This window comes from Candidatus Chlamydia corallus (genome assembly GCF_002817655.1).
In the GTDB taxonomy this organism is placed as follows: Bacteria; Chlamydiota; Chlamydiia; order Chlamydiales; family Chlamydiaceae; genus Chlamydia; species Chlamydia corallus.
This window is the reverse complement of sequence record NZ_NWQK01000001.1, coordinates 112452-127541: the sequence shown is the minus strand read 5'-3', so window position 1 is coordinate 127541 and position 15090 is coordinate 112452. Positions and strand designations below refer to the sequence as shown.

Here is a 15090-nt window from a genome sequence, read left to right as displayed (position 1 = left end):
TAGGATAGTCTGACACGCTTTCAGATTCTAAGTTATTCAGGATAGAGTTACTCATTGTAGATATATGTTTTGAGTAGCGAGTCCTTACTGGTGTGAATGTTTTTAGGGGATCCTGAAAAAAGAAGTTTACCTCCTTGTTTGCCTGATCCAGGGCCTATCTCTATAAGATAGTCAGCGGATTTTAATAACTCCACATCGTGATCTATATAGATTACCGAGTGGCCATTATCTATAAGGGATCGAAGTCTTTCTGTAAGATGTTGTTTTCTTTTCAGATCTAAAGAAGTAAATAGTTCGTCAATTAGAAATAGGGTGGGAGTTTCTGGAGTTTGGTATAGAAAATATGCCGTTTTCAGTGCTGTTTTTTCACTTACAGATAAGGAGGAGAGTTGTTGGCCGATGGGAAGATATCCAAGGCCTATTTCAAGAAGTGCTTTTAGAGGTTTTTGTATCTTTTTAATAAAAGGGAATAGGGCAGCTACAGTTTCAATAGGAGTTTGCAGAAGCTTCCCAAAGTGCTTGCCTTCGTAAATGACTTCCTGAGCAAGAGGTTGAATGCGAAATCCTGAGCAGGTCGGGCAAGGGCGCTTTTCTAAAGCATAAAAAGCTCGATCGATCCATTGATATCCAAGTCCTTGGCAATCTGAACATTGTCCTTGTTTTGTATTTGTACTGAACATAGTGGGGGAAATATTTAAGGCTTTAGCTTGTGTCAGCGAAGCATAAAACGACCTTAAGGAGGGAGCAATATCAAAATATGTGCTGATATCAGAACGTTGTGACGAAGGTATGGGATGAGAGTCGATAACTAGAAGGTTGGAAAATGCTGAGGTTCCTTTCGAAAGAAGGATCTCAGCTTGTTTTTTGAAACCTTCTAAAAGTAGAGAGGTTTTTCCAGATCCCGAAACGCCTCCAATGGCAACCAGAGCATGTAGGGGAGAGGATACTTTCAAATTCTGGATATTGTGTATGGATAGATTGACCTCTAAAATATCATCAGATTCTATTTTATCGTTTGCTTTACTTGTAAAAGGAAGTGCCTTTTTGGGAACGTTAGAATGAGGGTCTAAAGAAGGAGAAATCTCGATATCAGAAGCAATCAGAAATCCTCCTTTAGGTCCAGATCCTGGACCTAAGAAGACTGTGTGGTCGGCATAAGGGACTAGGGTATAGGCGCGATTCGTAGCAATGACTGTGTTATTATTTGCCACGAGTTCTTTAAGTAGACGAACAATTGTAGGGAGATCCTGAGGATGCAGTCCAGAAAGAGGTTCTTCAAATAAGTAGACAATATTGGTTAGATGTGTGGAGATCTTTTTGGCGAGATATAGGCGGTAGTTCTCGCCATCACTCAGAGTCTCTTGTCTTTGTCCAAGGGTAATGTAGTTGAGCCCTACTTTACTAATGAAAGTTAGCCGATTCATCAGATCTTGGATGATACTTTTTGTATCTTCGGTACTTATATCTTTTAGGAAAGATTCTAGGAATGTTGCGTCTTGGTGATAAATATCCAAAAGAGAAGTCTTTTTTATGCGAACATGGCTTGCATAATCATTTAGGCCTGAGCCCTTACATAAAGGACAGGAAGTAAGAATAAGAAGAGGCTTTAGAAGGGGAGAGTCGGCTTCGTTATTCAGTTGCTCCATAAGTAGGGCATTCATTCCTGGAAATTCTGAGAAACCTTGGCAAAACATTTCAAAAGCTTGGACAGTTAAGGTGCTTAGCGGTTTAGCAGAGGGGACTTTCTCCTTTTTCAGAAACTTTTGTAGAGATTCGGTGGAGCGCTTAGGAAAGAATAAACTAAAAAATTCTAGAGGAGTGTAGTGAGCAATCCTTTCTTTATGATTCTCTAGAGAGATATTCCGAATTTTGCCATGACCACTACAAGTTTGGCAACGACCTTCAGGATGATCAGAAGAAAGAAGTTCATGGGTAATCTCGGGATAGATTCTCCCCTCGCTGTCTTTCCAGCCTAAAGAATACGACAGTTTGAGAGGCTCTCCTTTCTGAAGGATATAGATGCGAATTTCTGAAGATAGAGAAAAACCTACCGATACTGCGGATAATAACGCAGAAATATTCTTTGGCGACACCTTTATATGTTGTATGACTATAGCAGGTGCTATGAGATTTCTAGGCAGTTTCTCGTCTAAATCATAGATGTTTCCTTCGGAATATAACTTTAAAAATCCTTCTTTTCGTTTTTCTTGAAGGAAGAGTTCTAGATCAGTATCGGGAGGAATAGGAGAGGTTATAGTAACATAGTCGTTTTTATAGCTTGTGAGTAGACTATCGATAATCGTTTGGGGGGTGGTTTTGGAGAGTTTTTCTCTTGTAAGAGGGGAAAAAGGTTCGCCTAATATGGCGAAGAGTTTTTCTAGACCGTTGCTTAATCCTAGAGCAGAAGCTATTGTATGGTGGGAGCGGTTGCGAGAGTTACATTTTCTTACAGAGATTACGGGAGAAAGTCCTTTGACTTCTCCTACAGAGGGTAAAGGGGTCTCCTTAAGCAGACCTTGTCTAATGTAAGGAGGTAAGAGCTCGGCATAAGAGATATTTCCTGATGCATAGAGTATATCAAAGACTAAAGAGTGCTTCCCTGATGCTCCAGGACCTGCAATTGCTATGAGAGAGTTTCTCGGAAGAGAAAGATCTATGTGTTTGAGATTATTTTGATAGGCATCCTTAATGATGATATCACAAGATTTAGGAGATGGCGGGGGCGTAGGTTCCGACTTTACTAAAGGTACAGCTAGGGAGTCTTGTATATAGGGGATCAGTGCTTTTGCTGTTGGGGTATTTAGTTGGATAAGATTTATAGGAGGACAGGAAGCAAGTAGGTACCCTCCGAGATCTCCCCCCTCGGGACCTAATTCCAAAACATAATCACAGACTTTGACAACATGCATGTTATGCTCGATAACAACCACAGTATGACCTAGATATGTTAGCGATAGAAGTACCTCAATCAATGCTTGGATATCATGGGTATGAAGGCCTGTGGTAGGTTCATCTAGGACATATAGTGTTTGCCTGGGAGAGGAAAATAGAAGCTCATGTGCGAGTTTTAGCCTTTGGATTTCTCCACCAGATAATGTAGAGAGGGGCCTCCCTAAGGGTAGGTGATCCAAGCGTAGGGAACATAGAGCATGGATCTTTTCATGAATTTTAGGAAGTAAAGTGAAAAATTTTTCTGCTTCGTACGCTGTCATATCTAAAATATCAGCAATACTCTTCCCTTCATAGAGGACTTCCAATACTTGTGGTTGATAACGCTTTCCTTGACATTCGGAACACAGGATTGGTGTGTCGTCATCAGAGATTGTCGTAGTTCCTAGCCCTTGACATGTGATACAAGCTCCTTGGGGCTGGTTGAAGCTGAAATGGGCTTTTGTAAGTCCCTGACGGATGCTACGAGGTTGAGAAGCAAAGAGTTGGCGGATATCATCAAAGGCTTTAATATATGTCAAAGGCACTGAACGTTGCGAACGTCCTGGAAGATCTCGGGTAATGTGAATCAACCGGCCTACGCTACCGCCTTCAAAATGTAAATTTCTAGGGTTTTCTTGCTTTAGGAAGCTTTCTATAGTAGGCACCAGTGTGTCATTAATTAAAGAGGATTTTCCTGATCCTGATACTCCTGTAACTGCGACTAGCCTAGCTAGTGGCAGACGAATAGAAAGATTCTTAAGATTATGAATCGTCGCTTGTGTTAGCAAGAGCCACGATGTTGGAGCTTCACGAGATGCTGGAATCGGAATGGTAAGCTCTTGGCGTAGGTATTTTGCTGTCAGAGATTGTGCATTTGTTAGAAAGTCCTGAGGACTCCCGTTAAAGAGGACTTCGCCTCCAAAAATTCCAGCTCCAGGGCCAATGTCAATAATCCTATCTGCAAAAGAGACCATATGCTCATCGTGCTCAACAAGAATAACCGTATTGCCTTGGTCTCGTAACTTTTTAATGACGCCGATTAGTTTATCCGTGTCTTGCGGATGGAGTCCTATGGAGGGCTCATCTAAGATATAGGTAATTCCAAAAAGTTCTCCTCCTAGATGTTTTGCTATTGATGTACGTTCTTGTTCTCCTCCAGAAAGAGTTGCCAGTGCTCGATTTGGCCTGAGGTAGCCTAAACCTAAGTCTATAAGGAAAGAGAGTCTTTGCTTTAGACCTTGCAAGACTTCTTGAATAGACGGGGAAGGAGCTTTCACTTCAGAGAGAAATGTATGCAAGGCCTTTAGAGACATGTGTTGAAATTCAGCGAATGTCTTGCCTTCCCAGATAGCTGCGGAAGCATAGTCTCCTAGGCCTGTGCCTTTACATAGGGAACAGGAATGTGCAGACATCCCTTTAGAGAGATAACGAGAGGGTTTCGCTGTATAGCGGACCTTATCTCCTATATCGTTCAGTATACCTCTCCATACTTTATAGGTGAGATTTCTTTTCCCCAAGGTTTGATCAAAGAGTCGTACGGGAAGAACTAAGTTATTTTTCCCGCGGAGAAAGATATTTTGAATTTCTGAAGGAAGATCTTTCCATCGAGTTTCTAAGCTAAAATTTAAAGCATCCGCCAGGGCTTGATATATAGTATGATAGAGATAGGAGGAACAATTTCCAGCAAAACTACAGCAATTCTCTTTAATAGAAAGATCTTCGTGGATAAGAAGAGGATCATCAATAGAGATAAAGATTCCAGACCCTTGGCAGCAAGAGCAACGGCTACTTAGGGTATGGGGAGAAAATAATTGTGGAGTTAGAGGAGTATAGGTAACACCATGAATCTGTTGCTTTGTGGAGAATGTCATAAGTTCTTCACCAATAAGAACCGAGCAATGACCTTCTCCGAATTCCAAAGCTGTGAATAGGCTAACTTTGAGCCTTGCAATGTTATTTTCAGTTTTGATTAGCGTATCGATCACAATATCAGCAGCACAGTCTTCAGGAATTCCAGAAGTTAGGAACGAATAAATAGGGTGGATCCTGTTGTTCAAACGTACTTTTGTAAATCCCTGTTGGACATAATCTTGGATTGCAGCGATATCTTTACGTATGAGAGGCGCTAAAAGAGTGAGCTGGATGCCTTCGGGTAGCTCTGTAAAGGTAGCAAGAATTTTCTCTTTACTATAGAAATCTAAGATTTCTTGTGTCTTAGGATCTCGAGCTTGTCCTCCTAGGGTAAAGAGGAGAGCAAGATGAGAAAAAAGCTCTGTAGTGCTTCCCACAGTCGCGTGACTATAGTTTGAAAATTGATTTTGTTTTATTGCTATTGTTGGCGAGAGACCATAAATTTCTTCTACTTTAGGATTTGGCAGGGTTGTTGTAGTAGCAAAGAATGTTGGGAGTGTTGAAATATAACGTTTTCTTCCTGCAGCATATATTGTATCAAAGGCTATCGAAGATTTTCCTGATCCAGAAATTCCTGTCAGTAGAATGATTTCTTCCGAGTTAAAGTGGACAGAAATGTTTTTAAGATTTCTAACTGTGATACCAGAAAGATATACAGGAAGTAATTTCATAAAGAATTCTCGTAATAAACTTAGAAAGGTGTGTTGTCCAAGCTTGTGAAAAGAGTGTTAGTAACCTCAGTGTCTTGGGATTTCAAGTACAAATTAAACCGCAATATTGTATATTCCTGCAAGCACCCTCCTCTTGAGAGTTAGAGTTGAATAAAAGAAAATTTTTATTCAAAAAAGAATTTAAAATATCTCATTATATAATGAGCATTTCATTGAATAGACAATAGGACAGCATGATTACACGCACTAAAATTATTTGCACTATAGGGCCAGCAACAAATAGTCCAGAGATGTTAGCAAAGCTTGTAGATGCTGGGATGAATATAGCAAGATTAAATTTTAGTCATGGGACCCATGAAACTCATCGACAGACTATCGAAATGCTAAAAGAGTTAAGAGAACAAAAGCGAGTTCCTTTAGCGATTATGCTAGATACTAAAGGTCCTGAAATTCGTTTAGGGAATATTCCTAATCCGATTCCAGTCTCCCAGGGACAAAGGCTTACGCTTGTAAATACCGATATCGATGGGAGTCCTCAAGGGGGAGTTTCTCTCTACCCTAAGGGGATATTTCCCTTTGTTCCCGAAGGTGCTGATGTTTTAATAGATGACGGGTACATCCATGCTGTTGTTGTCTCTTCAGAGACCGATTGTTTGGAGTTAGAATTTATGAACAACGGTATTCTCAAATCTCACAAGTCTGTGAGTATTAGAGGTATTGATGTTGCTCTTCCTTTTATGACAGAAAAAGATATTGCTGACCTTAAGTTTGGGGTAGAGGAAGGTGTGGATGTGGTTGCTGCATCTTTTGTGCGCTATGGTGAAGATATTGAAACTATGCGTAAGTGTTTAGGAGATCTCGGCAGTTCTAAGATGCCCATCATTGCAAAGATAGAAAATCGTTTGGGAGTAGAAAATTTCTCTAAGATTGCTAATCTTGCTGACGGAATTATGATTGCTAGAGGAGATTTAGGGATTGAGCTTTCTGTTGTTGAAGTTCCGAATTTGCAAAAGATGATGGCTAAAGTTTCTAGGGAGACAGGTCGCTTCTGTGTTACTGCGACGCAGATGCTAGAATCTATGATTCGTAATGTCTTACCCACACGAGCTGAAGTCTCTGATATTGCCAATGCAATTTATGATGGCTCCTCAGCAGTGATGCTATCAGGAGAAACTGCGTCCGGAGAACATCCCATAGCTGCAGTGAAAATCATGCGCTCTGTAATTTTGGAAACAGAAAAGAATCTTTCCTATGATTTGTTCTTAAAATTAGATGATAGCAACAGCGCTGTCCACGTGTCCCCTTATCTCTCTGCCATTGGATTGGCGGGCATTCAGATTGCAGAGAGGGCTAAAGCCAAAGCTCTTATTGTTTATACTGAATCAGGAAGCTCTCCGATGTTCTTGTCTAAATATCGTCCGAAATTCCCTATCATTGCAGTGACTCCAAACGTTTCTGTGTATTATCGCTTAGCTTTGGAATGGGGAGTCTATCCTATGCTTACCCAAGAAAGTGATAGAGCTGTGTGGAGGCATCAGGCTTGCATTTACGGCATAGAACAGGGGATTCTTTCTAATTATGATAGAATTCTTGTGCTTAGCAGAGGAGCGTGTATGGAAGAAACAAATAGCCTCACGTTGACAATTGTGAATGATATTTTAACTGGGTCGGAATTTCCTGGAGCCTAAAGTTTTTGTGCCTGGAATGAAGAGTTTCCTGAATTCGTGGAAAATTTAGAGATCTTTTCATAAAGAAAGATCCTTGAATATTTTTTTATCGCACGCTTTTTTTTTCTTTATGTTTAAGGTTTTTAGAATAAAAGATTCTTAAAGAATTTTCTAAAGGTGCTCTAGGATTATCTAAAGTTTTTTCTAAAAATTTTTTAGAGTAAATGGCATGAGAACCTGTTTTTCTAAAATGCTTGTATAAATGTTTTAGGTTGTTACTGAGATCAAAAACAGCAGGATAGCAATTAGGTAGTGCTAGAATATCCTCATCATTTTGGAGTTGCAGAAAGGAGTAACCTGGTAAGATTTCTTGAAGTTTTTCAAAATTATTAAAGTTTTTTAACGCTAGATTAAGGGTTGCTCCTGAAAAGCATGTTGCCAGAGATTTGAGGAAGGGAAGATCCGAGGAAATTTGATCCACAATAACCAAAATATGGCTATAGCGGTACTTCTTCCTTATTAAATTAGAGATCTTTCGTTTCCACCTTTTATGGATCCACATCCATTGTTCTGGATGACTCGCAATCCCTTTTTCTAAAAATCCCATCATTTGATCCATGAGGGCATTTACAGATTCTTTCATAGGAAGGCTTTTATCTGCATAAAGCTTTGCACTTGGAATCACTTGGAAGCCTTTAGATTGACGATAGACGCTAATAGCAACAACAGGAAGTCCTGTTTTATAAGCTAATAGGGCTGGTGATGTCGTTGTGAATGCTGGAGAGCCAAATAGAGGATAGCTGTATGGAGATATCAATAAGGCCTGATCTCCAACAATTCCTACCAGTTTACCTTGATTCAGAGCTTCTATGCCTTGTTGGATTCCGTGTTTTGGAGGCACAATCTTGCCTTTAAAGACCTCTCTAAGAGCAAAGATTTTCTTGCTGAGCCTTTGATTTTTTATAGGTTTAGCAAAGGCTATCCCAGGATAATTTCGAGTGATGTAAAGAAAAGGCAGCTCCCAATTTGCCTGGTGGCCACAAAATAAAATGAGACCCTGATTCTTCCCTAGCTGTTTAAAAGTTTGCTCTAAATCTTCATCAGACATGAGCTCTTCAAGAGAAAATCCCTTGGGATTCGTTGAGGACGTGATGATGGTAATTAGTTGCTCTATATTTCTGACAAGTTTCTCCATTGCCAGTAGCTCTAGGAGTGTAATTACAAGGTGCTGCAAAGATTGACGAGCTATTTTATAACGCTCATCAAAAGTTTTTTCAGGAAATGCTAGGGCTAAGTTGGTGAGAGCTGTTTTGCGGTAATCACTGATGATATAAAAGGCGAAAAAACCTAAGCCTTTTCCTAAGCTGGTTAAAAAAGATGTTGGAATACGCTTGCATATAGCAATAACACCAGACACTAGGTAATAAAAAGGCGCTTCTAGAATTGCTCTCTTGATCTGATGGAATTTTTTTCCCACAAGTTAACTTGGCTTTTTCAAAGCATTTTAAACATAATTGTTTTTTGAAATCTCTTTTTTTGCAGCGAAGCATCCGCCAGAAAGAAAAATACTTAACAATGCTACGCCAACTAAAATCAGGCATGCTGCAACATTGCTCATTCCGAAACTCATTCCAGAAGCTCCTATGACTCCAGTGCAAATCAAAATCATAAGTATAAAACAGACGATGGCAGTAAGAGCTAAGAGTCCAGCGCAAATTTTTGCTACTCTCCCTTTGAATACTGAGTCATCGGAACAACAACATAGGGTATTGATTGCTGCTTCAAATCCAAGTCCAATACAATCTACGCACATAAATTTCTCCGTAAATCTTATGATTATACTGAATTAGTTATCTTTTTTGTATAGTTTAGTTGTTTCTTTTGACTTAGTTTGAATAACGACTTTATTATTTTTGATTTTTGCCACAAGGTTTAGGGATTCGCCATCAGATGTAAATAGCGCAAGTTTCCTTAAATATTCCCGAAACCTATGGCGAATTCCAGCTTCATCAATCAAGGCAATATCATGTAGAATGCCATGTTCCTGGGCTATGATAGTCTGAAGGAATGTATTTTCTAAAGTTTTTTCATCTAAAAATTCTATAGCCCAGTTGATCGAAGAAGGGTCATGCGGCGAAGGCATCACGATTGTCAAGGCCATATTGTTCTTTACGACATCTAAGAATTGTCTACTTACATCCTTAACATAAAGAGGAATATTTATTTGATAGATTCCATGATTAGAAATAATGGGTGGGACTGGATCTAAGGTATATTCTAGAGGATTTATTGTTTGGATGAAGGTTACGGGAAAGAATAGAAAAACTGGTAAATTTAAATTTAGAGGAATGCATTCTCGTTTTAAAAATAAAAGGCGGAGAAAATCTGCTTGAGGGTCGTTAAGATCTACATAAGTATTTTCAAAGGGAATCAAAATTTTTTTCCATTCCTTAGGAATAGGGAAAATAATCTCGTCATGATTCCCTTGAGCAATGCGGTTTCTTTCTAATTCTTCGAATGAAATTTTATTCAAATTAAAAGTTAATTCAAGATCCTGCTCTTTCAAAGCATTTACATATTCTTTGGGACCGCTGACTTTTTGATTCAAGTACTTCGGCCAGACATCTAAATACTCGTATCCTTTTGGGGGACTCCCTATCGGTGTCGTTATAGTTAATAAAATGTCTTCAGTTACATATTGTGTAAGTCGGACAAAAATATCATTAGCATCAACACTATGGATGTCTTTGCGTAGGTTGATCTCATGATCTACACTTACAAGATTATGCTTATCTATAGTGGCAATCCAACTTTCTGTATGGTTTGCTGCGCTGACTACAACTTCTAGATTTGAAGAACGGAGGTCTTGAACAGTATTTTTATTTCCTGTGATTGTTAAAGAAACCTTTTTAATAAGAAATCCATTTTTTTGTAGTCCAAGAACCGTTTGGTCTGGATTTAGATCTACGATACGAACAGGGACGTTAGTGAGCGTTCGTGTGATCGTAACACTTTGTCCTACTAGAATCCAAATGATGATAGCAAAACCTAAGGAAACAACTTTTCTAGGCCAATTTCGAATAAAGAGTTGAGATAAAAATTTTATCATCGTTTCCAAATCCAAGAAAATAAGGGTTTTCTCTTGTGTTCTTTAGGAGAGAGAATACTGCGTAATACTGCTTTGAATCTATCTATTTTTACTCCTCGTGTTAGCAGACCATCTCTAGACAAAGAGATACTTCCGTTCTCTTCAGATACTGTGATAATAAGTGCATCAGATCGTTGGCTAGCTCCTAGAGCTGCTCGATGCCTGGTCCCCATAGACCGAGACAGCTGCGTTGTATCATGAGCAAGAGGGAGAACAACCCGAGCATAGGCTAGAATGTCTCCCCTTAGGATGACGGCACCGTCGTGTAAAGGAGATGAAGGCTCGAAAATCGTCTCCAGGAGCTCTTCAGAGAAAGTTGCATTGATTTTTACTGAAGAAAAACTTAGGTATTCATCGAAAGAATCTTTATTTTCCAAAACAACAAGAGCACCGATTTGGCGTTCTGATAGCTGATAAATACTTGCAGCTAATTGTTCTACAAACTGCTCTTGACTGTCTATAAAAAATTTTTTCCCATGAAACCGTATACGAGATAGGGCAAGGCGTATTTCTGGTTGAAAAATAATAAAAACTACAATAGCTGCGATATTGACTACGTGGAGCATCAGTTTGCGGATGATAGGAAGGTGTAGTTTATCGGCTAGGACAAATAGAAATAGAAAGGCAAGCAAACCGAAGACAACATCCATAGCCCGGGTGCCCCAGAAAAATTTTAATAGGTAGTTTAGCATTACCCAAATTAAAATAATTTCGAGCAAAGGGGTTGTATAATAAGTAATATCAAAGGGCATAGTTTTACTAGGTCCTTGGGTAGTATACTGCAAAAAGTTGCACAAAGTGCACGATTATTGTCCTAGGGAAGGTAGCCTATATCTTAGCATACGAACAAAAAGGTTAACAGCAAAGTATTTTATAGTTGCAATACTTTGTTTCATCGTTCACATTACAATTTCTAATTTTATATCCAGTTCTGGAAGTTTATGGACGCGATTATCTTATCTAGAATACAGTTCGGATTGTTTGTAGCTTTTCATTACCTTTTTGTCCCCCTAAGTATGGGGTTAAGCATGATGCTTGTGATTATGGAAGGATTCTACTTGGTCACAAAAAAGGAAGTTTATAAGCAAATGACTTGGTTTTGGATCGGGATTTTTGCTCTAACGTTTGTTCTTGGAGTTGTTACGGGAATTATGCAGATATTTTCTTTCGGCTCTAATTGGGCAAATTTCTCTGAATATACAGGAAATATTTTCGGTACCTTGTTAGGTAGTGAAGGTATTTTTGCTTTTTTCTTAGAATCGGGGTTTTTAGGCATTTTGTTATTCGGTCGTCATAAGGTCTCTAAGAAAATGCATTTCTTTTCTACATGTATGGTAGCTTTAGGAGCTCATATGAGTGCCTTTTGGATTATTTGCGCTAATTCATGGATGCAAACTCCTTCAGGCTACGAGATGGCCATGCATAAAGGAAAGTTGATTCCTGCTTTAACTTCCTTTTGGAAAGTTGTTTTCTCTCCAACAACCGTAGACCGTTTTATTCATGCAGTCTTAGGAACCTGGCTTTCTGGAATTTTTCTTGTTATAGGTGTATCGGCTTATTATCTCTGGAAAAAACGTCATAACGAGTTTGCTAAACAAGGAATGAAGTTAGCAACGATTTGTGCAGCTATAGTCTTAATTTTACAGCTTTGGTCTGCAGATGTAACTGCCAGAGGAGTCGCTAAAAATCAGCCCGCTAAGTTAGCAGCTTTTGAAGGTGTATTTAAAACTGAAGAATATACCCCTATATGGGGATTTGGTTATGTAGACATGGAGAAAGAACAGGTTATAGGGTTGCCTATTCCAGGAGCACTTTCTTTTCTTGTTCATAGAAATATAAAAACCCCTGTGACTGGTTTAGATCAAATTCCTAAGGACGAATGGCCTAACGTACAGGCAGTCTTTCAACTTTATCATCTTATGGTCATGTTCTGGGGGGCTATGGTAGTCTTAACTTTGCTTTCCTGGTCTGTCTATAAGGGATGGCGATGGGCTTTAAAACCTTTTTTCTTAGTAATTTTAACCTTTTCTGTACTTCTCCCAGAAATTTGTAATGAGTGTGGTTGGTGTGCTACTGAGATGGGAAGACAGCCTTGGGTAGTTCGAGGATTATTAAAAACCAAAGATGCGATTTCTCCCATAGTACAGTCAAATCAAATTATACAATCTTTGACAATGTTTAGCTTAGTATTCATTGCTCTGCTCGTTCTCTTTATTACTGTACTTTGTAAAAAAATAAAACACGGTCCTGAAGAAGAAAAATCTCTCACAGAATTCACAGTGAAATAGAGGTAATTTTATGGAACTTTCTCTAACTAACCTTTTACCACTCGCGTGGTACGTAATTCTTGGAGTTGCTGTCTTTGCTTATTCTTTTGGTGATGGCTTTGACCTCGGGCTTGGAGCTATTTATCTTAAAGCAAAAGAGGATAAAGAACGTCGGATTCTCCTCAATTCAATAGGGCCTGTATGGGATGGCAATGAGGTCTGGTTAGTTATCATTATTGGTGGGTTATTTGCAGGGTTCCCTGCATGTTATGGCACACTTCTTTCTATCTTTTATATGCCTATTTGGACTCTGGTACTTCTTTATATTTTTAGGGGATGTTCTTTAGAGTTCCGAAGTAAGTCGGAATCTGAGTCTTGGAAAACATTTTGGGATATCATCTTTACTTGTTCTGGGCTTGCTATCGGCTTTTTCTTAGGCATTATTGTAGGGAATCTCATCCTAGGATTGCCTTTATCTCCAGACACTTCTTATGCTTCATTATCCTGGATTTTATTTTTTCGTCCTTATGCAGCTTTATGTGGTGCTGTAGTTACAAGTGCTTTTGCTGTTCACGGTGCTTGCTTTGCATTAATGAAGACTTCGGATTCTTTAAATACTAGGATTGCTGAGCAATTTCCTTATGTTCTTTCGTCCTTTCTCGTTTTTTATGTTCTACTTTTAGGTGCTAGTTTAATTTCTATACCCAAGCGCTTTGATGCTTTCCCTACCTATCCATTATTGATTTTGCTTATTGGTTTAACGAGCTGCTGCTGTGTTGCTGCTAAGACTAGCGTATCTAAAAAATATTATGGCTATGCATTTATTTATTCTGCATTGAATTTGTTGGCGCTAATTTTATCAGCAGCTACGCTAACTTTTCCTAACATTCTTCTCTCTACCGTAGATTCACAGTATAGTTATACTATCTATAATAGTGCTGTTGAAGCTAAAACCTTAAAAAGTCTCTTGATTATAGTGCTTATTGGTCTTCCTTTCATCATCGCTTATGCATGCTATATTTATCGCGTGTTTAGAGGTAAAACAAATTTTCCTTCTATCTATTAAGTTTTATTTGTTTAGCTTAGAAAGCCTTTAGCTACACTAAGGTAAGGGCTTTTTAGATCTAAAAGCGGATAGAAAATAGAGAATTTAGAAATTAAAGAGTTTGCAAATATATAATTATGAAAGTGCAAAAATTATATTTTATTGTGAAACTTCTTTAATTCCCATCACATAGTAGGCAGGAAAAGCAAAATGATTGTTAGGACGTGGGAGACATTCGACAGTGACACGCTTTCCTAACCACTGCTCTAGGTTGATATTTGTACCGTAAAGAAAAGCTATGGTATTTTCGTGATCTTTTAATAGGTAGTCACCAGGATTGTTCTTTACTACATGAGGATAAACTTCTAATACACCAGTAAGTACTTGTTTTTTCTTCTGTTGAGCACGATAAAATGCTTCTTGTGTGAGTGCTTCAGAGTGATCGTTGCCTTGCTGCATACTAGCCCAGATCTTAAAGAGAGAATACTCTAGATTCTCTCTTCCTTGCGTAAGAGGAGCTGTTTTTAATGCAGTTTGCTTACGGATATGACGCGAAAGTAATGAGGTCGTAACCCCTGGAGAAGAAGTCGGCGCCGTAGGCTGAGAACTTTGAGAGCTTACAGTTGAAGAATTTTGAGACTCCAGAGATTTAGAAAGATAGGCGTCTTGGATTTCTTCTAAAGCTTTTTGTATAAGCCCTTGGATTCCTGGAACATCTTTAAACTCTTCAGCTTGAACAAGGTTTACCTTTTTATAAATGGCTTCAAGATCAACTTCATTAAGGTTTTTCTCAAGCTCTGTATGAGCAAAGTTTAAAGCAGAATGAATAAGGTCTAGGGCAATTTTTTTTTGTCCCTCGCGCTGAGTATATAATTCGATAGGTCCTTTGTTAGTAACAAAGTTTTTTGCAACATAGAATATGCACTGAGATGGTAAGACAATTTCTAGCCATTTACCATGTGGTTCATTCGATGTTGTCTGTATTTGAGTACCTCGGGAGAGTCGCACAAGCACTGGAGCCGATGTTGAAGGTTCTAAGCGAACGTTGACTTGTTCACCTTCGATCACATTGTCTATAACAAATGAGCGGAACACGTAACCTGTAATTCCTGGAGGTGCAGAAATGACATAATAGTCTTTGCTTTCTCCAATAACAGCAACAAGATCTCCTTTGGAGAACTCTCTAATAATAGTCCCGTCAGTATGGGGCGCTAAGCGCATCCGTACGTGGTTTCCCTTGATTTCTCCAGTAAATGAAGATAGAGGTTGTTCTGAAAATGAGATAGATTGGGAATCGGCAGCGTAGATGGCTGGTGAGTGTGTTGCAGTTCCTAAAGCTAAAAGAAGCATAGAAACCTGGAGCATTCTCATGCTTTTCTCCTACAAATATATTTCGGCTAACCGTTGGTTGAAAACATCGCTTACGGCAAAAAGGAGATGAACCCCTAGA

At 38.9% G+C, this 15090-nt stretch carries 9 protein-coding genes; 3 read left to right on the top strand and 6 right to left on the bottom strand.

Going from position 1 to position 15090, the window contains the following annotated elements:
• Positions 1 to 47: 47 nt before the first annotated feature.
• Positions 48 to 5513 (bottom strand): excinuclease ABC subunit UvrA, encoded by a 5466-nt coding sequence (uvrA, locus tag CMV32_RS00565; RefSeq protein WP_100934010.1) that lies wholly within the window; start codon positions 5511 to 5513, stop codon positions 48 to 50.
• Between the two features lie 233 nt (positions 5514 to 5746).
• Between uvrA and pyk the strand changes: the two genes are divergently transcribed.
• Positions 5747 to 7201 carry a pyruvate kinase gene (pyk, locus tag CMV32_RS00560; RefSeq protein ID WP_100934009.1) on the top strand — a complete coding sequence of 485 codons (1455 nt, stop codon included), beginning with the start codon at positions 5747 to 5749 and terminating at the stop codon, positions 7199 to 7201.
• An 85-nt stretch (positions 7202 to 7286) separates the two neighbouring features.
• Here pyk and CMV32_RS00555 read toward each other — a convergent pair whose 3' ends face one another.
• The 4 genes from CMV32_RS00555 to cdaA are packed head-to-tail and all read right to left on the bottom strand — an operon-like array spanning position 7287 to position 11080.
• Positions 7287 to 8657, bottom strand: a complete 1371-nt coding sequence (locus CMV32_RS00555) for an LpxL/LpxP family acyltransferase (RefSeq protein ID WP_100934008.1) — start codon at positions 8655 to 8657, stop codon at positions 7287 to 7289.
• A 27-nt stretch (positions 8658 to 8684) separates the two neighbouring features.
• Entirely contained in the window at positions 8685 to 8993 is a 309-nt protein-coding gene (locus CMV32_RS00550) for a hypothetical protein (RefSeq protein WP_100934007.1), read from the bottom strand.
• Between the two features lie 33 nt (positions 8994 to 9026).
• Entirely contained in the window at positions 9027 to 10289 is a 1263-nt protein-coding gene (locus CMV32_RS00545; RefSeq protein ID WP_100934006.1) for a CdaR family protein, read from the bottom strand.
• On the bottom strand, positions 10286 to 11080 hold the full coding sequence (gene cdaA / locus CMV32_RS00540; RefSeq protein ID WP_100934005.1) for a diadenylate cyclase CdaA: 795 nt from the start codon (positions 11078 to 11080) through the stop codon (positions 10286 to 10288). The genes CMV32_RS00545 and cdaA overlap by 4 nt, the downstream gene beginning before the upstream one ends.
• Positions 11081 to 11269: 189 nt before the next feature.
• On the opposite strand from cdaA, the gene CMV32_RS00535 reads away from it, so the two are divergent.
• Positions 11270 to 12616 carry a cytochrome ubiquinol oxidase subunit I gene (locus CMV32_RS00535; RefSeq protein ID WP_100934004.1) on the top strand — a complete coding sequence of 449 codons (1347 nt, stop codon included), beginning with the start codon at positions 11270 to 11272 and terminating at the stop codon, positions 12614 to 12616.
• A gap of 10 nt (positions 12617 to 12626) precedes the next feature.
• On the top strand, positions 12627 to 13661 hold the full coding sequence (gene cydB / locus CMV32_RS00530; protein WP_100934003.1) for a cytochrome d ubiquinol oxidase subunit II: 1035 nt from the start codon (positions 12627 to 12629) through the stop codon (positions 13659 to 13661).
• 138 nt (positions 13662 to 13799) lie between these two features.
• Here cydB and CMV32_RS00525 read toward each other — a convergent pair whose 3' ends face one another.
• On the bottom strand, positions 13800 to 15011 hold the full coding sequence (locus CMV32_RS00525; protein WP_100934002.1) for an SH3 domain-containing protein: 1212 nt from the start codon (positions 15009 to 15011) through the stop codon (positions 13800 to 13802).
• Positions 15012 to 15090: the final 79 nt, after the last annotated feature.